Here is an 18,565-nt window from a genome sequence, read left to right as displayed (position 1 = left end):
TTCATCCTCGCCGGTTGTGTGGGTCGCGCGCGGGGGGGGCGGGGGGGGGCCGCCCCCCCGGGGGGGGGGCCCGCCCCCCCGCCGGTGCCCGCCGGACGGTCACGGCCGCGACGGCGAGCAGCAGGGGCCGGAAGGTCGTCGCCGTCACCGCGCTCAGCAGCTGGGCCAGCGCGCGCTCGCCGCGCCGCAGCCAGGCCGCCGCGATCAGGCCGACGCCCACGTGCGCGCCCAGCAGCAGCCAGGCGGTCGCGGGGTCGGCGTGGGCCAGGGTGGCCGCCAGCCGGTCGCCGTCGGCGCCGGTGACCCGGGTCAGCGGGGCGGCGACACCCGCCTGGACGCCCATGCCGTCGCCGCACAGCACGTCGAAGCCCACGGAGCGCAGGGGGCCGGCGACGGGGCCGCCCGCCCTGCCGTAGCAGACGTGCTGGCCCGTGGTGAAGACCGTGTCCGCGGCCAGCTCCAGCGGGATCAGCAGGGCGGCGATCCGCCCGAAGCCGCGCTCGCGCCGCCCGGCCAGGGCGTACGCGATCAGGAAGACGGCGGCCGCGACGGCGGCCACCGTGGGCAGCGGCAGCGGCACCCCGGACAGCAGCACGTGCGACGCGGTGCTGAGCGTCACGACGAGGGCCGTGAACAGCGCCGCGCGCACGGCTCTGAGCGGGGTTCCGGATATGTCCATAGCGAGAGAAGAGTCTGTCATGGGGGCCGGTAAGAGCCCCCTAAAGGGTCCCTGTGAGGAGTGCGGCGGTCACAGACCCGGGATCCGGCCGTTGCGGAAGAGGTCGACGAAGGTCTGGTGGTCGGCGCGGGCGCGTGCCCCGTAGGTGTGGGCGAAGTCGACCAGCAGGGGCGCGAAGCCCTCCTCGTCGGCCGCGATCGCCGCGTCGATGGCCCGCTCGGTGGAGAACGGCACCAGGGACTCCCCGGACTGGTCGTCCGCCGCCGCGTGCATCGCGGCCGTGGCCCGGCCCAGGTCGGCGACGACCTCGGCGATCTCCTCGGGGTCGTCGATGTCGCCCCAGTCCAGGTCGACCGCGTACGGCGAGACCTCGGCGACCAGCTGTCCGGCGCCGTCCAGCTCGGTCCAGCCGAGCCACGGGTCGGCGTGCGCCTGGAGGGCGCGCTGGGAGATCACCGTGCGGTGGCCCTCGTGCTGGAAGTAGTCCCGGATCGCCTGGTCGGTGACGTGCCGGGAGACCGCCGGGGTCTGGGCCTGCTTGACGTAGATCACGACGTCGTTCTCCAGGGCGTCGCTGTTGCCCTCGAGGAGGATGTTGTACGACGGCAGACCGGCGGAGCCGATGCCGATGCCCCGGCGGCCGACGACGTCCTTCACGCGGTAGGAGTCCGGGCGGGTCAGCGACGACTCAGGGAGCGTCTCCAGATAGCCGTCGAAGGCGGCCAGCACCTTGTACCGCGTGGCCGCGTCCAGCTCGACGGAGCCGCCGCCGGCGGCGAAGCGGCGCTCGAAGTCGCGGATCTCCGTCATCGACTCCAGCAGCCCGAACCGGGTCAGCGAACGGGCGAGGCGCAGCGCGCCCAGCAGCGGGCCCTCCGCGGTGTCCAGCGTGAACGGCGGTACCTCGTCGCTCTTGGCGCCCGTGGCCAGCGAGTGGATCCGCTCGCGGTAGGCGCCCGCGTACACCCGCACCAGCTCGGTGATCTGCTCGTCGCCGAGCGCCTTCGCGTACCCGATCAGCGCGACGGAGGCCGCGAAGCGCTTGAGGTCCCAGGTGAAGGGGCCGACGTAGGCCTCGTCGAAGTCGTTGACGTTGAAGATCAGGCGGCCGGTGGAGTCCATGTACGTGCCGAAGTTCTCCGCGTGCAGGTCGCCGTGGATCCACACCCGGGAGGTCCGCTCGTCCAGGTACGGGCCGCTGTACGTCCTCCCGCCGTCCCGCGCCGCGTTCCCTCCGCCGCTCTCCGCGTCCAGGTCGTGGTAGAAGAGGCACGCCGTGCCCCGGTAGAAGGCGAAGGCCGAGGCCGCCATCTTGCGGAACTTCACCCGGAACGCGGCCGGGTCGGCGGCCAGGAGCTCGCCGAACGCGGTGTCGAAGACGGCGAGGATCTCCTCGCCGCGGTGCTCGTCGCTGAGCTGCGAAACCGACATCGCTGGGTGCCTCCTGGTACGGGTGGTGCGTGGCGGGCGGAGCGGAAAACTCCACTCGGACCAACGTTCGAGGGCACGCGGGAGTGCCCGCGGCCGGGGCCGGCCCGACGCGCGGGGCCCCGCACGAAGGTACGCGGCCGGAGCCCCGGAGTGTCAGTCCCGGGGCATAGACTTCGACGCTGACCCCCCGGACTGACCGCAGCCCGTCGCCCATTGTTTTCCCAGGAGGCCGCACGTGTCCAAGCCGCCGTTCACGCACCTGCACGTCCACACCCAGTACTCGCTGCTGGACGGTGCCGCGCGGCTGAAGGACATGTTCGACGCGTGCAACGAGATGGGCATGACGCACATCGCCATGTCCGACCACGGCAACCTGCACGGGGCGTACGACTTCTTCCACTCCGCGAAGAAGGCCGGAATCACCCCGATCATCGGCATCGAGGCCTATGTCGCCCCCGAGTCGCGCCGCAACAAGCGCAAGATCCAGTGGGGCCAGCCGCACCAGAAGCGGGACGACGTCTCCGGTTCCGGCGGCTACACCCACAAGACGATGTGGGCGACGAACAAGACGGGGCTGCACAACCTCTTCCGCCTCTCCTCCGACGCGTACGCCGAGGGCTGGCTGCAGAAGTGGCCCCGGATGGACAAGGAGACCATCTCCCAGTGGTCCGAGGGGATCGTCGCCTCCACCGGCTGCCCCTCCGGCGAGGTGCAGACCCGGCTGCGCCTCGGCCACTTCGACGAGGCCCTCAAGGCCGCCGCCGACTACCAGGACATCTTCGGCAAGGACCGCTACTTCCTGGAGCTGATGGACCACGGCATCGACATCGAGCACCGGGTCCGCGACGGCCTGCTCGAGATCGGCAGGAAGCTCGGCATCCCGCCGCTGGTGACGAACGACTCGCACTACACCTACGCGCACGAGGCGACCGCCCACGACGCCCTGCTGTGCATCCAGACCGGCAAGAACCTCTCCGACCCGGACCGCTTCCGCTTCGACGGCACCGGCTACTACCTGAAGTCCACGGACGAGATGTACGCCATCGACTCCTCGGACGCCTGGCAGGAGGGCTGCGCCAACACGCTCCTGGTCGCGGAGATGATCGACACCGACGGCATGTTCGAGAAGCGCGACCTCATGCCGAAGTTCGACATCCCCGAGGGCTACACCGAGATCACCTGGTTCCAGGAGGAGGTCCGCCGCGGCATGGAGCGCCGCTTCCCCGGCGGCGTGCCCGAGGACCGCCAGAAGCAGGCCGAGTACGAGATGGACGTCATCATCCAGATGGGGTTCCCGGGCTACTTCCTCGTGGTCGCCGACTTCATCATGTGGGCCAAGAACCAGGGCATCGCCGTCGGCCCCGGCCGAGGCTCCGCGGCCGGCTCGATCGTGGCGTACGCGATGGGCATCACCGACCTCGACCCGATCCCGCACGGCCTGATCTTCGAGCGGTTCCTCAACCCCGAGCGCGTCTCCATGCCCGACGTCGACATCGACTTCGACGAGCGCCGGCGCGTCGAGGTGATCCGGTACGTGACGGAGAAGTACGGCGCCGACAAGGTCGCCATGATCGGCACCTACGGCAAGATCAAGGCGAAGAACGCCATCAAGGACTCCGCGCGCGTGCTGGGCTACCCGTACGCGATGGGCGACCGGCTCACCAAGGCCATGCCCGCCGACGTCCTCGGCAAGGGCATCGACCTCAACGGCATCACGGACCCGACGCACCCGCGGTACAGCGAGGCCGGCGAGATCCGCTCGATGTACGAGAACGAGCCGGACGTGAAGAAGGTCATCGACACCGCCAAGGGCGTCGAGGGCCTGGTCCGGCAGATGGGCGTGCACGCCGCCGGCGTGATCATGTCCAGCGAGCCCATCGTCGACCACGCCCCCATCTGGGTGCGGCACACCGACGGCGTGACCATCACGCAGTGGGACTACCCGCAGTGCGAGTCGCTCGGCCTGCTGAAGATGGACTTCCTCGGCCTGCGCAACCTCACGATCATGGACGACGCCGTCAAGATGGTGAAGTCCAACAAGGGCGTCGAGCTCGACCTGCTGTCGCTGCCGCTGGACGATCCCAAGACCTTCGAACTGCTCCAGCGCGGCGACACCCTTGGCGTGTTCCAGTTCGACGGCGGCCCGATGCGCTCCCTGCTGCGGCTGATGAAGCCCGACAACTTCGAGGACATCTCCGCCGTCTCCGCGCTGTACCGGCCCGGCCCCATGGGCATGGACTCGCACACCAACTACGCGCTGCGCAAGAACGGCCTCCAGGAGATCACGCCGATCCACAAGGAGCTGGAGGAACCCCTCCAGGAGGTCCTGTCGGTCACCTACGGCCTGATCGTCTACCAGGAGCAGGTGCAGAAGGCCGCCCAGATCATCGCGGGCTACTCGCTCGGCGAGGCCGACATCCTGCGCCGCGTGATGGGCAAGAAGAAGCCCGACGAGCTGGCGAAGAACTTCGTCCTCTTCCAGGCCGGCGCCAGGAAGAACGGCTACAGCGACGAGGCGATCCAGGCACTGTGGGACGTGCTGGTCCCCTTCGCCGGCTACGCCTTCAACAAGGCGCACTCGGCCGCGTACGGACTGGTCTCGTACTGGACCGGATACCTGAAGGCGAACTACCCGGCCGAGTACATGGCCGCGCTGCTCACCTCGGTCAAGGACGACAAGGACAAGTCGGCCGTCTATCTGAACGAGTGCCGGCGGATGGGCATCAAGGTGCTGCCGCCCAACGTCAACGAGTCGATGTCGAACTTCGCCGCGCAGGGCGACGACGTGATCCTCTTCGGCCTCTCCGCCGTGCGCAACGTCGGCACCAACGTCGTGGAATCGATCATCAGGTGCCGCAAGGCCAAGGGGAAGTACGTGTCCTTCCCCGACTACCTGGACAAGGTGGAGGCGGTCGTCTGCAACAAGCGGACGACGGAGTCGCTGATCAAGGCCGGCGCCTTCGACGAGATGGGGCACACCCGCAAGGGCCTCACCGCGCAGTACGAACCGATGATCGACAACGTCGTCGCGGTCAAGCGCAAGGAGGCCGAGGGCCAGTTCGACCTCTTCGGCGGCATGGGCGAGGAGCAGAGCGACGAACCCGGCTTCGGACTCGACGTCACCTTCGGCGACGAGGAGTGGGACAAGACCTATCTGCTCGCCCAGGAGCGGGAGATGCTCGGTCTGTACGTCTCCGACCACCCGCTCTTCGGCCTGGAGCACGTGCTGTCCGACAAGGCCGACGCGGGCATCTCCCAGCTCACCGGCGGCGACTTCGGCGACGGGGCGGTCGTCACCATCGGCGGCATCATCTCCGGTCTCCAGCGCAAGATGACCAAGCAGGGCAACGCCTGGGCCATCGCCACCGTCGAGGACCTGGCCGGCTCCATCGAGTGCATGTTCTTCCCCGCGACCTACCAGCTGGTGTCCACCCAACTCGTCGAGGACGCCGTGGTGTTCGTCAAGGGCCGCCTCGACAAGCGGGAGGACGTGCCGCGGCTGGTCGCGATGGAGCTGATGATCCCGGACCTGTCCAACGCGGGCGCCAACGCGCCCGTGGTCCTCACCATCCCGGCGACCCGGGTCACGCCGCCCATGGTCAGCCGCCTCGGGGAGATCCTCACGCACCACCGGGGCGACAGCGAGGTGCGGATCAAGCTCCAGGGGCCGACGAAGACCACGGTGCTGCGCCTGGACCGGCACCGGGTGAAGCCCGACCCGGCGCTGTTCGGCGACCTGAAGGTGCTGCTCGGCCCGTCCTGCCTGGCGGGCTGACCGAGGAGAGCGGCGAAGGGGCGCACCCGGTACCGGGTGCGCCCCTTCGGGTCACGGCGGGCGCAACGGCCCGTGCGCCGGACGTCAGTTGTGGCCGAAGCGCTTCTGCCGCTTGCGGGAGGCCAGGTCGCCGGACGGCATCTGCGGGGCGTGCTGCTCCTCGCGGTCCAGCACGGCCGCCTCGGCGGTCTGCGGGGCACGGGCGGACTGGGACTGCTTACGTTCACGGTTGTTCTTGTTCTTGGCCATGGTGATCTACCTCCTGAGGGGGATCTGTCGGGCCAGGTTCCGCATCAGATTCACATAGGCTGAAAAAGAACGCATATCGGGTAATTACCGTGCGTGACGCGGCTCGACGGGCGGCGGGCCGCCGAAACGCCACGCCGAAGATCGAGTTCGGGCCGTTAACCTCCGCGCCGTCGGGCAGACTCGAAGGAAGCCCGAAGCAAACCTCCCGGAAAGAGGGTGGACCGCGTGGACCGCTGCATCGTCCTGGTGGACGCCGGGTACCTGCTGGGGGCGGCCGCAAGTCTCCTCGCCGGGGAGCCCTCGCGCTCGCGCATCACCGTCGACCACGCCGCCCTCGTCCAGGGGTTGCGCGACCGCGCCGAGTCCGACACGCAGCAGCCCCTGCTGCGCATCTACTGGTTCGACGGCGCCCCCGACCGCGTCCCGCAGCCCGAGCACCGCCGGCTGCGCGTGATGCCCCGGGTCACCGTGCGACTCGGAGCCCTCACGCGCAGTGACGGCCGCTGGGCGCAGAAGGGCGTGGACGCGGCCATGCACGCCGAGCTGACGGAGCTGGCCCGCAACCGGGCCTGTTCCGACGTCGTCCTGGTGACCGGCGACGGTGACCTGCTGCCCGGCATGATGGCCGCCAAGGAGCACGGCGTCGCCGTCCACCTGTGGGCCGTGCAGGCCGCCGACGGCGACTACAACCAGTCCGAGGACCTGGTCGCCGAGGCCGACGAGCGCCGCGTGCTGGACCGTGCCTGGATCACCAAGGCGGTGCGGGCCAAGGAGGTCGGCGGCATCTGCGCCCCGCCCCCCGTGCCCCGGCCCGAGATCGCCGCGATCCTGTCCGCGCCGCTGCCCGAGTCCGCCCTGTCCGCCGCGGCCGAACGGCCCGCCCCGGAGCCGGAGCACCCCACGGCGGACTCCGCCGCGCGCAACGGCACCGAGGAGCGCCCGGCGCCGGCCCGGGGCGTGCCCACCCCCAAGGACCTGGCCGCCCTTCGCGCCCCCGGCGCCCAGCCCGCCGCCCACCCGCCGACCGCCACCCTGCGCTGGTCCTCCGACAAGGGCTGGGTCGACCGGCCCGCCGCCGAGCAGGCCGAGGCCGTCTCCCTGCCGACCCTGGCCCAGCTCACCACGGCCGAGCAGCGCTGGGCCGACCGCGAGGAGGACATCACCACGGTCGGCGGCGACCCCTACGAGGTCGGGCAGGTCTTCGCCCGCCGCTGGGTGGAACGCCTCGGTGACCACGGCCACCTGCAGAAGCTGTCGGGCATGTACCCCCGCATCCCGCACCGGGTCGACGGGGAGCTGCTGCGGTACGCCGCGCGCTTCGGGCTGCTGGCCCACAAGGACGACCAGATCGACGAGCACGACCGGTACGCGATCAGGGCCGGGTTCTGGCGGGAGGTCGACGTGCGGACCGCCACCGAGCGTGCTCCCGCCGGGGAGTGACGCCCTGGCCGAATTGATGCTTATGGGCGGACCCCGGGACGAGGCGGGGTTCACGACCACGTACTCTCGTCCTTTGTGAACACGCGCGCGCCCCAGGCACTTCGACCCGGTGGCGATGCCGTGTGCGTGGCGCGCGGACTGACCAAGACCTATGCGGCGGTACGCGGCCGGCGCGGCGTTCCCGCCGCCCCCGAGGTCCGGGCCACCGACGACGTGACGCTGGAGATCCGCCGCGGTGAGATCTTCGGGCTGCTCGGGCCGAACGGCGCGGGCAAGTCCACCCTGGTCCGCCAGCTCACCGGGCTGATGCGGCCCGACGGCGGCAGCGTGGAGATCCTCGGCCACGACATCGTGCGCCACCCCGAGCGGGCGGCGCGCATCCTCGCCTACCTCGGTCAGGAGTCCAGCGCCCTGGACGAGCTGACCGTCTCCCTCGCCGCCGAGACCACCGGGCGGCTGCGCGGCCTGGACGCCGCCGACGCGCGCGCCGAACGGGACGCCGTCCTCGACGAACTGGGCCTGACCCCCATCGCCTCGCGCCCGCTCAAGAAGCTCTCCGGCGGCCAGCGGCGCCTGGCCTGCTTCGCCGCCGCCCTGGTGGGGGAGCGCCCGCTGCTCGTCCTGGACGAGCCGACCACCGGCATGGACCCGGTGGCACGGCGCGCGGTCTGGGCCGCCGTCGACCGCCGGCGGGCCGAGCGCGGCACGACCGTGCTGCTCGTCACCCACAACGTCATCGAGGCCGAGACCGTCCTCGACCGGGTCGCCGTCCTCGACCGCGGCCGCGTGATCGCCTGCGACACCCCGGCCGGGCTCAAGGAGCAGGTGGCCGGCGAGGTCCGCGTCGACCTGGTGTGGCGGGAGAGCGCACCGCTGGGCGTGCCCGAGGTCGCCGCGCTGCGGGACCGGGCCGCCGAGTCCGGACGCCGCTGGACGCTGCGGCTCGCCCCGGAGGAGGCCCGCACGGTCGTCGCCACCGTCACCGGCGGGGCCGCGTTCGCCGCGCTGGACGACTTCACCCTGGCCACGCCCAGCCTGGAGGACGTGTACCTGGCGCTGGGCGGCGCCGCACGGCAGGGGCTGGTCAGGACGTGAACCCGCGAGCGACGGGACCGCGCGCCGCCGCCTCCGTACCGGACGGGGCGAGCGCCTGCGTGAGGACCGGCTAAGTGCAGACTGGCTCAGCGACGAGTGGTGAAGGGGAGCAGCGCGACGTGAGTGTCGTACCCGCCGAAGTCCTGCCCGACGGTGCCGTGGCCCCCGAGGAGCGGGGCACGGCACCGCTCGGGCCCCGGGCGCGGCTGTGGCCCTCCCTGGCGGCCGTGTACCGGGCGCAGCTGTCCCGGGCGCGGGTCGCGCGGATCCCGCTGCTGTTCGTGGCCACGTTCCAGTCGGTCGGCATCATGATCCTCATGCGTGGCGTCGTGGACGGCGGCGGCGAGGCGCAGGCCGTGGTCGCCGGGTCGGCGGTGCTCGTCGTGGCCTTCGTCGCGCTGAACCTCCTGGCCCAGTACTTCGGCCAGCTGCGCGCGAGCGGCGGCCTCGACCACTACGCGACGCTGCCGGTGCCGCCGGCCGCGGTGGTGCTGGGCGCGGCGGGCGCGTACGCGTCCTTCACCGTGCCCGGGACCGTGGTGACGGCGGTGGTCGGGTGCCTGCTGTTCGGGCTGCCGATGACGCACCTGTGGGTGCTGGTGGCCGTCATCCCGCTGGCGGGCGCCGCGCTCGCCGGGCTGGGCGCGGCGTTGGGCCTGCTCGCGCCCCGGCCGGAGCTCGCCACCCTGCTGGGCCAGCTCGGCATGTCGGCGGCGCTGCTGCTGGGCGTGCTGCCCGCCGAGCGGATGCCGGAGGCGGTCCGGCTGGCCCGCGACCTGCTGCCCTCGACGTACGGCGTGGAGGCCTTCGCGCGCACCTTCGGGCCGCATCCCGACTGGGCCTTCGTCCTCGGCGACCTCGCGGTGTGCGCGTCGGTCGGTGTGATCTCGCTGGCCGTCGCCACCTGGGCGTACCGCCGGGCCGCCGTCCGGTGACGCGGCGCACAGCCGCGTTTGGCACGATGGCGGGGTGACCGCACCTCTGACTCCCCCTCCGCCGCCGAACGAGCACTCGTCGTCCCCGGACGGGCCGGTGCCTCCGCCCGTGGGCGCGCATGCGGTGGGCACCGCGTACGACCACCACGGCGAACAGGACGGCCCCGGGATGCTGACCGAAGTGCGGCAGGCAGCCGTGACCCTGGTGGCGGTGGCCCTCTCCGGCGCCCTGCTGGGCGTGCTGTGGTGGTGGCTGGCACCGAGCGTGCCGCTGGTCGGTGACCTGGTGGACGGCAACTGGGTGGTCTACCTGAAGGACTCCGAGGGCGAGCAGGCGATCGGCGTCGACGGTACGTTCACGCTGCTCGCGCTGGGGTTCGGCGTGCTCAGCGCGCTGGTCGTCTTCCTGCTGCGGCGGCGCGGGGGCGTGCCGCTGGTGGTGGCGCTGGGCGTCGGTGCCTTCCTCGGCTCGCTGCTGGCCTGGAAGGTCGGGGTGTGGCTGGGCCCCGGACAGGACGTGATCGCCCACGCGCGGGAGGTGGGCAGGGGCACGACCTTCCCGGCGCCGCTGAAGCTGGGCGCGAAGGGGGCGTGGCTGGCCTGGCCGTTCGCCGCGCTCGCGGTGCACCTCGGGCTGACGGGCCTGTTCGGCCCCCGGGACCCCGACCCGTACGCCCAGCAGCCGTACCCGCCGCAGTACCCGCAGGGGTCCCACGGCGGCAAGTCCGCGTAGGGCCCCTGTCCCGTGCCGCCGTGCCGGGCGCCGGGCGTGATGCCCGGCACGACGGCCGGACGCGACGTCCCCCGACCGGTCAGGCGCGGCCGATGGGGGCGAGGACCGCGGCCGTCAGCTTCGCCAGGTCGGCGGGTGCCAGCTCGACCTCCAGGCCGCGGCGGCCCGCCGACACGCAGATCGTGGCGTGGCCGGAGGCGGACGCGTCCAGGACCGTCGGGAGCCGCTTGCGCTGGCCGAGGGGGGAGATGCCGCCCCGCACGTAGCCCGTGGTGCGCTCCGCCAGGGCCGGGTCGGCCATCGCCGCCCGCTTGCCGCCGACCGCGGACGCCAGCGCCTTCAGGTCCAGCTGGCCCGCCACCGGGACCACCGCGACCGTCAGCGCGCCGTCGACGTCCGCCACCAGCGTCTTGAAGACGCGCTCCGGCGCCACCCCCATCGCCTCGGCGGCCTCCTCGCCGTAGGACGGATGGGCCGGGTCGTGGTCGTAGGCGTGGACCGTGTACGTCACCCCGGCCGCCGTGAGGGCCACCGTCGCGGGCGTTCCCCCCGGCTGCTGCTTCTTCGACTTCTTCGCCATCCGGGCCAGTACCTCAGTTGAAACTCGTCGGGCCGCGCGTCAGGTCGGACGCCGGCAGGGACGGCAGCGTACGGATGATCGCGGTCTCGGTGCGAAGGAGCTTCAGCTCGTCGCGCAGCCGGGACGCGGTGTCCGGTGCCTGGAGCAGCCGCTGCTTGGTCGGCGTGTCCAGCATCATCGCGGCGGCGACCAGGTACGAGACCACACCCGGTTCGTCCGGCAGGTCCGCGCCCGTCGCCAGGGAGCGCTCGCGGGCCCCCGCCAGCCGCTTCTGGTACTGGCGGAACGACCGCAGCACGCCCTCGGCCAGCGCTCCCGCCTCGTCTCCGGGCTCCTCGGACAGCGGCTCGAGTTCGGCCGTCAGGAACGGTCCCGAGGCGTCCACCGACAGCACGCGCACCCGGTTCGTCCCGGTCGCCAGAACCTCGAAGGTGCCGTCGGCCCGCTCCCGGATCGTGGCGGCGTCCGCGATGCAGGCCACCTTGTGGAAGGCCCTGGCCGGGTCGGTGCCGAAGCCGGCCGCGGGCCCGCGCTCGGGCGCGGCCGTCGGGTCGGGCATGCCGGGGGCGCTGGGCGCGACCTCGTAACCGTCGCGGATCGCCACGACGGCGAACCGGCGCGGTTCTTCCTCGGAGGTCTTCAGCAACTCGCGCATCATGGCGCGATAGCGCTCCTCGAAGACGTTGAGCGGGAGCACCAGCCCCGGGAACAGCACCGTGTTCAGGGGGAAGAGGGGGAGCCGGACGGTGGTCACGACGCAGAAGCCTAATGGGCGCCGGGGCGGACGCGACCGCCGTGCCCACTTCGTGGATGGCGCGAACCCGCCGTCACCGCCGTGACCGCACCGCCGCGCGGAGGTTTCCGCGCACCTGGAGGAAGCGGCCGAGCGGGTCGTCCGCGTCCCGGTCCCACGGGAAGGACGTGACGTACGGGCCGGTCAGCCGCAGCTGTTCCGCCGCGTCCCGCGTGCGCTCCAGGCGCACCAGGACGTACGCCAGCAGGTTGCGCAGCTCCGCCGGCCAGGGGTCCGCGGCGGGGTGCGCGGCCGAGAGGGCGATCGCGCGGTCGGCCGCTTCGTCGAGCCGGGCCCGGCCCACGCCGGGCACGGGGTCGTGTCCGGGTGCCCGTGCCGCGCCGCCGGGGGCCACCAGGCAGGCGAAGACCGCCCGCAGCGGCAGCGCCCGTACGAGTGCGTCCTCGGGGGCGTCCTGCGCGGCCGTCTCGGCGAAGTCGAGGCACTCGCGGTGGGCGCGGGGCGAGGTGGCCGCCAGGTACTCCAGGGCGGCGACGTGGCAGCCGTAGTGGTGCGGGGAGCGGCGGACCGCCTGCTCCCACAGCCGTTCGAACTCGGCGTGGCCCGCGTGCGCGCCCCGGGCGGCGTCCAGCGCGACGTGCCACGGCACCGGGTCGGGCCCGCCGTCGTCGGTGGCCGCCGTGACCGCCGGGCCCACTTGAGGCAGGAGTTCGGCGCGGGCCGGTGAGTCCCAGCAGCGGTCCACGGCCAGCCGCGCCCGGACCAGCAGGGCACCGGGGTCGTCCGGGGCGGCGCCGTGCCAGCGCTCGAGCCATTCGGAGCGGGAGCGGGCGAAGGCGGCCAGGCGGGTCGCGTAGCGGTCGCGGTGCTCCCACTCCGCGTTCTTCCGGGTGCCGGCGAGCAGACCGGCCGCGGGCCCGTACTCGCCGCGGGCCGCGGCGACCAGGGCGGGGGCGAGGCGGTGGTCGGGGGCGTCGAGGAGCACGTCGGCCCCGTCGTCGTCGGTCGGTGCGGCGGCGGGCCGCGACGTACGGAGGAACGCGCGCAGCATGGCCAGTACGACGGCCCACGGTGCGCGATGGTTGTGCGCCGGGCGGCCCCGGCTTCGCCTTCGGCCCGCGGGTTCACCCACCCGGACCACACGCCGTGTCCACCTGTCCGGATGACGCCGTCGTGCGCGGGTGGCTGCTGTGGTCCTGCCGCGCCCGCCCTGTCCGTGGCGTGGCCCCGTGGGCGGGGCGGGGCGGGGCGGGGGCGGCGGGGTCAGTGGCGGCGCAGCAGTCGGGTCGCGCCGGCCGCGACCGTCGTGGCGAGGATCCAGCCGAGCAGGATCATCGCCGTCGCCAGCCACTGCCAGCCGCCGCGCAGCTGCCAGTAGCCCACCTGGCCCAGGTCGATGACCGGCAGCAGCAGGTCGAGGGCGAACAGGGCCGGGTTCCAGTCGGGATGCTCGCCGCTCTTCAGCGGCGGATGGTCGGTGCGCGAGAAGGCGAACGAGCCCGCCGCCCACAGCACCGCCATCCACACCGCGGCCCGTCCCGGCCGGTAGCCGTAGGCCACCGTCCAGTCCTGCGCGTACCCCACCAGCTTCGCGGCGAGCGGCAGGCTCTCGCGGCGCCGGCGGTGCTTGGCGAGCAGCACCTCGCGGGCGTCCTCGTCCTCGCCGCCGGCCCGCAGCACGGCGGCGAGGCGCTCGTACGGCTCCGGGTGGTACTCGGCGGTCGCGGCGCCCACCCACCGCAGCCGCTTCTCCAGCGGGAACGGCCCCCGCGGCACCAGGTTCTCGTAGGAGAAGCCGCCCATCTGCAGCCGGCCGGGGCCGGGCCAGCTGGCCGCCCGGTCCATCAGGTTGACCACCCGGGCCCCCGACAGCACCACCCGCCCCCGCGCCGGCCGCTCCCCGAGGAACCGCAGCTCGGGCGTCTGCACCCGGCGCAGCGACAGCTCCTGGTCGTCGGTGAAGGTGAACCGGGCGTGCTCGAAGTCGACGGCGTCGCCGAACCGCCCGTCGTCCAGCCGCACCCCGCCCTCGCACTCGAACCGCTGGATCCGCGTCCCCTGCGCCGGAGTGGTGCCCGGCACCATCGGGCTGCCCAGGCCCGCCGGCGTCAGGTACAGGGTGCGCTCCACCGCCAGCCGCGGGGCGTTCAGCGCGTGCCGCGTGTACGGGTTGAGCAGCCGGGCGCCGCGCAGGCTCAGCGAGACCCCGACCTGGGCGCTGCGCAGGCTCACCTCGCCGTACGACTCCAGCATCTCGGCCTGCAGGTCCTGGCCGACGGTCATGCCGTCCGCGGCGATGGAACGGCCGCTGCGGTCCCGGTGCACGACGGCCTGGCTCAGCAGCAGGTCGGTGCCTATCTGGGCGTCGGTGAGCCGGATCCCGCCCGGGATCCGGCAGCGCGGCAGGTGCAGGTCGCCCTCGGTGTGCAGCCGGGCCGCCTCCAGCCGCGGCACGGAGCAGTCCACCAGCCGCAGGGTCGTGAAGCGGGTCTCGGGCAGCAGGACCTCCCGATCGAAGCGGCAGCCCCGCAGCTCGACGTACGGCACCACCGTGCCGCCCGCCAGGTCCATCCGGTCGCTGATCCGCACCCCCACGAGCTGCAGCGAGGACACGCGGCCCGCGAGCGCCGGCGGGCCGTCGAGGAGCAGCCAGCACACGATGCGGGCCCGCACGGTCCGCTCGGGGCCCCAGGGCTGCCCGCCGTGCGGATCGTCGACGAGCGCGTCCCCGCTGCTGAGGTCGTACACGCTGCCGTTGCGGAAGGCCTGCCACATGCCCGCCTCGGCGGCGGTCAGGTCGTCCGGCAGCTCTCCGTCACGGCGGCCGTCCCCTCCGGTCATGTCGCTTCACTCCCTCCCCGGCTACTCGCGGGTCACACACGCTTCGTACAACCGTTCATGCCCGCTGGGTGATGCCCTGAACACTCAAAGTGAGGATGATCTGCCGGTTCCGCGGCCGGCCGTGACGAGCGGTCGCTTTCTGTATCAGCCATTGATACGCGCGAACGGGCTCCGACGCGGGTCTGAGAGAATTGGTTCCGTGATCTCCCGAATCGATCTGCGCGGCGACGCCCTCCCCGAGGGCCCCGCCCTGCGCGACCTGCTGCCCCGAGCCGACTTCGACGTCTCGGCCGCCCTGGAGAAGGTGCGTCCGATCTGCGAGGCCGTGCATCATCGTGGCGACGCGGCGCTGATCGACTTCGCCGAGCAGTTCGACGGCGTCCGGCTCGACCAGGTGCGGGTCCCGGCCGCCGCGCTCACGCGCGCGCTCGAGGAGCTCGACCCGGCCGTGCGCGCGGCCCTCGAGGAGTCCGTCCGCCGCGCCCGGCTCGTCCACCGCGCGCAGCGCCGTACGACCCACACCACCCAGGTGGTGCCCGGTGGCACGGTCACCGAGAAGTGGGTGCCGGTCGACCGGGTCGGTCTGTACGCGCCCGGTGGCCGCTCCGTCTATCCGTCGTCCGTGGTCATGAACGTCGTGCCCGCGCAGGAGGCCGGCGTCGGGTCGATCGCGCTCGCCTCGCCTCCCCAGGCCGAGTTCGGCGGGCTGCCCCACCCGACGATCCTCGCCGCCTGCGCCCTGCTCGGCGTCGACGAGGTGTACGCGGCCGGCGGCGCCACCGCCGTCGCGATGTTCGCGTACGGCACCGAGTCCTGCCCGCCCGCCAACATGGTCACCGGCCCCGGCAACATCTGGGTCGCCGCCGCCAAGCGGTACTTCACCGGCCGGATCGGCATCGACGCCGAGGCCGGCCCGACCGAGATCGCGGTCCTCGCGGACGCCACGGCCGACCCGGTGCACGTCGCCGCCGACCTGATCAGCCAGGCCGAGCACGACCCACTGGCGGCCGCCGTCCTCGTCACCGACTCCCCGGAGCTGGCCGACGCGGTCGAGCGGGAGCTGGAGCCGCAGGTCGCGGCCACCAAGCACGTCGACGACCGGATCGTCCCCGCGCTCAAGGGCCGCCAGTCCGCGATCGTGCTGGTCGACGGCATCGACGAGGGCCTGCGGGTGGTCGACGCGTACGGCGCCGAGCACCTGGAGATCCAGACCGCCGACGCCGCTGCCGTCGCCGATCGCGTGCGGAACGCCGGCGCCGTCTTCGTCGGCCCCTGGGCGCCCGTCTCCCTCGGCGACTACGCGGCCGGCTCCAACCACGTCCTGCCCACCGGTGGCTGCGCCTGCCACTCCTCGGGCCTGTCGGTCCAGTCCTTCCTGCGCGGCATCCACGTCGTCGACTACACGCGGGACGCGCTGGCCGAGGTCGCGCACCACGTGGTGACGCTGGCGGAGGCGGAGGACCTGCCCGCGCACGGCGCGGCGATCAAGGCGCGTTTCGCCGGAGGCGAGCAGAACGGGCACAGTGAGTGGAAGGTCCCCGAGAGCAAGTGACGTTCGGAATCGACGATCTCCCCGTACGGGACGAGCTGCGCGGCAAGTCCCCCTACGGCGCCCCCCAGCTGGACGTGCCCGTACGGCTGAACACCAACGAGAACCCCTACCCGCTGCCCGAGGAGCTGGTCGAGCGGATCACCGAGCGGGTCCGCGAGGCCGCCCGCCACCTCAACCGCTACCCCGACCGGGACGCGGTCGAGCTGCGCACCGGGCTGGCCGACTACCTGACGCGGACCTCCGGACACCCCCTCGACGTGAGCAACGTCTGGGCGGCCAACGGTTCCAACGAGGTCATCCAGCAGCTGCTGCAGACCTTCGGCGGACCCGGCCGCACGGCGATCGGCTTCGAGCCGTCGTACTCGATGCACGGGCTCATCGCCCGCGGCACCGGCACGGGCTGGATCTCCGGGCCGCGCCGCGACGACTTCACCATCGACGTGACGGCCGCCGAGAAGGCCGTCGCCGAGCACCGCCCGGACGTCGTGTTCATCACGACCCCCAACAACCCCACCGGCAACGCGGTCCCGGCCGAGACGGTCCTCGCCCTGTACGAGGCCGCGCAGGCGGTGAAGCCGACCATGGTGGTCGTGGACGAGGCCTACGTCGAGTTCAGCCACGGCGCCTCGCTGCTGCCGCTGCTCGACGGACGGCCGCACCTCGTGATCTCCCGCACGATGTCGAAGGCGTTCGGCGCGGCGGGCCTGCGCCTCGGCTACCTCGCCGCGCACCCGGCCGTCGTGGACGCCGTGCAGCTCGTCCGACTGCCGTACCACCTCTCGGCCGTGACCCAGGCGACCGCGCTGGCCGCCCTGGAGCACACGGACACGCTGCTGAAGTACGTCGAGCAGCTGAAGGCCGAGCGGGACCGGCTCGTCACCGAACTGCGCGCGACCGGCTACGCGGTGACCGAGTCCGACGCGAACTTCGTCCAGTTCGGGCGGTTCGCGGACGCGCACGCCACCTGGCGGAAGATCCTCGACCGGGGCGTCCTGGTCCGGGACAACGGTGTACCGGGGTGGCTGCGGGTCACCGCCGGCACCCCGGAGGAGAACGACGCGTTCCTCGCTGCGGTACGCGATCTCAAGGAACAGGAGCAGAGCGGATGAGCCGCGTCGGGCGCGTGGAGCGCACCACCAAGGAGACGTCGGTCCTCGTCGAGATCGACCTCGACGGCACCGGCAGGACCGACATCGCCACCGGCGTCGGTTTCTACGACCACATGCTCGACCAGCTCGGCCGGCACGGTCTGTTCGACCTGACCGTGAAGACCGACGGCGACCTGCACATCGACTCCCACCACACCATCGAGGACACCGCGCTCGCCCTGGGCGCCGCCTTCAGGCAGGCCCTCGGCGACAAGGTGGGCATCTACCGTTTCGGCAACTGCACGGTCCCGCTGGACGAGTCCCTCGCCCAGGTCACCGTGGACCTGTCCGGCCGCCCCTACCTCGTGCACACCGAGCCCGAGAAGATGGCGCCGATGATCGGCGAGTACGACACCACGATGACCCGGCACATCCTGGAGTCCTTCGTCGCGCAGGCGCAGATCGCGCTGCACGTGCACGTCCCCTACGGGCGCAACGCGCACCACATCGTGGAGTGCCAGTTCAAGGCGCTCGCCCGGGCCCTGCGCTACGCCTCCGAGCGCGACGCGCGCGCGGCCGGCATCCTCCCCTCCACGAAGGGCGCACTGTGAACGGGTCCTCGACCGCGCTGATCTTCGTCGGCCTGATCCTGGTCGGCGGCATCATCTCCTTCGTCAAGCAGAAGATGCCCACGCAGCTCATCGTCCTGCTGTCCGTCGGCGCCGCGATGTGCCTCGTCGCGGGCGTCATGAGGCTGGAGGTGTGGAATTGACCGCTCCCGCCAAGCGGGTCGTCGTCTTCGACTACGGCTTCGGCAACGTCCGCTCCGCCGAGCGCGCCCTCGCGCGCGCGGGCGCCGACGTCGAGATCACCCGTGACTTCGACAAGGCGATGAACGCGGACGGGCTGCTCGTCCCCGGCGTCGGCGCCTTCGCCGCCTGCATGGAGGGCCTGCGGGCCGCCCGCGGCGACTGGATCGTGGACCGCCGGCTGTCCGGCGGGCGCCCCGTCATGGGCATCTGCGTCGGCATGCAGATCCTCTTCACGCGCGGCATCGAGCACGGCGTCGAGGCCGAGGGCCTGGACGAGTGGCCCGGCACGGTCGGCCCCGTGCAGGCCGACGTCGTGCCCCACATGGGCTGGAACACGGTCGAGGCACCCGCCGACTCCCAGCTCTTCGCCGGCCTGGACGCGGACGCCCGCTTCTACTTCGTGCACTCCTACGCCGTCCACGACTGGTCGCTGGAGTCGCACAACCCGCTGATCGCCGCGCCCAGGGTCACCTGGTCCACCCACGGCAAGCCCTTCGTGGCGGCCGTCGAGAACGGCGCCCTGTGGGCCACCCAGTTCCACCCCGAGAAGTCCGGCGACGCCGGAGCCCAGCTCCTCACCAACTGGATCGAGACCCTGTAG

At 72.6% G+C, this 18,565-nt stretch carries 16 protein-coding genes and 1 pseudogene; 10 read left to right on the top strand and 7 right to left on the bottom strand.

Going from position 1 to position 18,565, the window contains the following annotated elements; all coding sequences use genetic code 11:
• Nucleotide 1 precedes the first annotated feature (1 nt).
• Both ACFWJB_RS25810 and ACFWJB_RS25805 read right to left on the bottom strand, forming a co-directional pair.
• Nucleotides 2-679, bottom strand: a complete 678-nt coding sequence (locus ACFWJB_RS25810; RefSeq protein ID WP_386925126.1) for a hypothetical protein — start codon at nt 677-679, stop codon at nt 2-4.
• A 69-nt stretch (nt 680-748) separates the two neighbouring features.
• Entirely contained in the window at nt 749-2,110 is a 1,362-nt protein-coding gene (locus ACFWJB_RS25805) for a DUF2252 domain-containing protein (RefSeq protein WP_386925124.1), read from the bottom strand.
• A 235-nt stretch (nt 2,111-2,345) separates the two neighbouring features.
• Between ACFWJB_RS25805 and dnaE the strand changes: the two genes are divergently transcribed.
• On the top strand, nt 2,346-5,885 hold the full coding sequence (gene dnaE / locus ACFWJB_RS25800; RefSeq protein ID WP_385467755.1) for a DNA polymerase III subunit alpha: 3,540 nt from the start codon (nt 2,346-2,348) through the stop codon (nt 5,883-5,885).
• A gap of 84 nt (nt 5,886-5,969) precedes the next feature.
• Here dnaE and ACFWJB_RS25795 read toward each other — a convergent pair whose 3' ends face one another.
• Nucleotides 5,970-6,134, bottom strand: a complete 165-nt coding sequence (locus ACFWJB_RS25795; protein WP_385467752.1) for a hypothetical protein — start codon at nt 6,132-6,134, stop codon at nt 5,970-5,972.
• A gap of 225 nt (nt 6,135-6,359) precedes the next feature.
• Here ACFWJB_RS25795 and ACFWJB_RS25790 point away from each other — a divergent pair, with 225 nt between their 5' ends.
• From ACFWJB_RS25790 to ACFWJB_RS25775, 4 genes are all read left to right on the top strand, one after another.
• Nucleotides 6,360-7,574: an NYN domain-containing protein gene (locus ACFWJB_RS25790; protein WP_385467749.1), complete on the top strand. Its 1,215-nt coding sequence runs from the start codon at nt 6,360-6,362 to the stop codon at nt 7,572-7,574.
• A gap of 120 nt (nt 7,575-7,694) precedes the next feature.
• Nucleotides 7,695-8,669 carry an ABC transporter ATP-binding protein gene (locus ACFWJB_RS25785; RefSeq protein ID WP_386925132.1) on the top strand — a complete coding sequence of 325 codons (975 nt, stop codon included), beginning with the start codon at nt 7,695-7,697 and terminating at the stop codon, nt 8,667-8,669.
• A gap of 119 nt (nt 8,670-8,788) precedes the next feature.
• Nucleotides 8,789-9,604, top strand: coding sequence for an ABC transporter permease (locus tag ACFWJB_RS25780; protein WP_385467746.1), 816 nt, complete (start codon nt 8,789-8,791; stop codon nt 9,602-9,604).
• A gap of 34 nt (nt 9,605-9,638) precedes the next feature.
• Entirely contained in the window at nt 9,639-10,337 is a 699-nt protein-coding gene (locus tag ACFWJB_RS25775) for an AAA family ATPase (protein WP_386925121.1), read from the top strand.
• Between the two features lie 79 nt (nt 10,338-10,416).
• Here the strand turns inward: ACFWJB_RS25775 and ybaK are convergent, their stop codons facing one another.
• From ybaK to ACFWJB_RS25755, 4 genes and pseudogenes are all read right to left on the bottom strand, one after another.
• Complete coding sequence (gene ybaK / locus ACFWJB_RS25770) at nt 10,417-10,917, bottom strand: Cys-tRNA(Pro) deacylase (RefSeq protein ID WP_385467740.1); 501 nt, start codon at nt 10,915-10,917, stop codon at nt 10,417-10,419.
• Between the two features lie 13 nt (nt 10,918-10,930).
• Nucleotides 10,931-11,671 carry an LON peptidase substrate-binding domain-containing protein gene (locus ACFWJB_RS25765; protein ID WP_385467736.1) on the bottom strand — a complete coding sequence of 247 codons (741 nt, stop codon included), beginning with the start codon at nt 11,669-11,671 and terminating at the stop codon, nt 10,931-10,933.
• Between the two features lie 11 nt (nt 11,672-11,682).
• Nucleotides 11,683-12,722: pseudogene (locus ACFWJB_RS25760) on the bottom strand (hypothetical protein).
• Nucleotides 12,723-12,934: 212 nt separating this feature from the next.
• Nucleotides 12,935-14,512, bottom strand: coding sequence for an oxidoreductase (locus ACFWJB_RS25755; protein ID WP_385467733.1), 1,578 nt, complete (start codon nt 14,510-14,512; stop codon nt 12,935-12,937).
• A gap of 199 nt (nt 14,513-14,711) precedes the next feature.
• On the opposite strand from ACFWJB_RS25755, the gene hisD reads away from it, so the two are divergent.
• From hisD to hisH, 5 genes are read left to right on the top strand one after another with little or no spacing between them, the layout of a single operon-like run.
• Nucleotides 14,712-16,064, top strand: coding sequence for a histidinol dehydrogenase (gene hisD / locus ACFWJB_RS25750; protein ID WP_385467730.1), 1,353 nt, complete (start codon nt 14,712-14,714; stop codon nt 16,062-16,064).
• Nucleotides 16,061-17,173: a histidinol-phosphate transaminase gene (locus tag ACFWJB_RS25745; protein ID WP_385467727.1), complete on the top strand. Its 1,113-nt coding sequence runs from the start codon at nt 16,061-16,063 to the stop codon at nt 17,171-17,173. The genes hisD and ACFWJB_RS25745 overlap by 4 nt, the downstream gene beginning before the upstream one ends.
• Nucleotides 17,170-17,763, top strand: a complete 594-nt coding sequence (gene hisB / locus ACFWJB_RS25740) for an imidazoleglycerol-phosphate dehydratase HisB (RefSeq protein WP_386925117.1) — start codon at nt 17,170-17,172, stop codon at nt 17,761-17,763. The genes ACFWJB_RS25745 and hisB overlap by 4 nt, the downstream gene beginning before the upstream one ends.
• The gene (locus ACFWJB_RS25735) at nt 17,760-17,924 is read left to right on the top strand and encodes a hypothetical protein (protein WP_385467722.1); all 165 of its coding nucleotides are present in this window, start codon (nt 17,760-17,762) and stop codon (nt 17,922-17,924) included. Before hisB ends, ACFWJB_RS25735 begins: the two co-directional genes overlap by 4 nt.
• Nucleotides 17,921-18,565, top strand: a complete 645-nt coding sequence (gene hisH, locus ACFWJB_RS25730; RefSeq protein WP_385467719.1) for an imidazole glycerol phosphate synthase subunit HisH — start codon at nt 17,921-17,923, stop codon at nt 18,563-18,565. The genes ACFWJB_RS25735 and hisH overlap by 4 nt, the downstream gene beginning before the upstream one ends.

The sequence above is a fragment of the Streptomyces sp. NPDC127100 genome (assembly GCF_042724095.1).
In the GTDB taxonomy this organism is placed as follows: Bacteria; Actinomycetota; Actinomycetes; order Streptomycetales; family Streptomycetaceae; genus Streptomyces.
This window is presented reverse-complemented; position numbering and strand designations above follow the sequence as displayed.

Coding starts and splice junctions, on each gene's coding strand:
- ybaK (WP_385467740.1), bottom strand. CDS start 10,917: ATGGCGAAGAAGTCGAAGAAGCAGCAGCCGGGGGGAACGCCCGCGACG.
- ACFWJB_RS25805 (WP_386925124.1), bottom strand. CDS start 2,110: ATGTCGGTTTCGCAGCTCAGCGACGAGCACCGCGGCGAGGAGATCCTC.
- ACFWJB_RS25795 (WP_385467752.1), bottom strand. CDS start 6,134: ATGGCCAAGAACAAGAACAACCGTGAACGTAAGCAGTCCCAGTCCGCC.
- hisB (WP_386925117.1), top strand. CDS start 17,170: ATGAGCCGCGTCGGGCGCGTGGAGCGCACCACCAAGGAGACGTCGGTC.
- ACFWJB_RS25755 (WP_385467733.1), bottom strand. CDS start 14,512: ATGACCGGAGGGGACGGCCGCCGTGACGGAGAGCTGCCGGACGACCTG.
- ACFWJB_RS25810 (WP_386925126.1), bottom strand. CDS start 679: ATGGACATATCCGGAACCCCGCTCAGAGCCGTGCGCGCGGCGCTGTTC.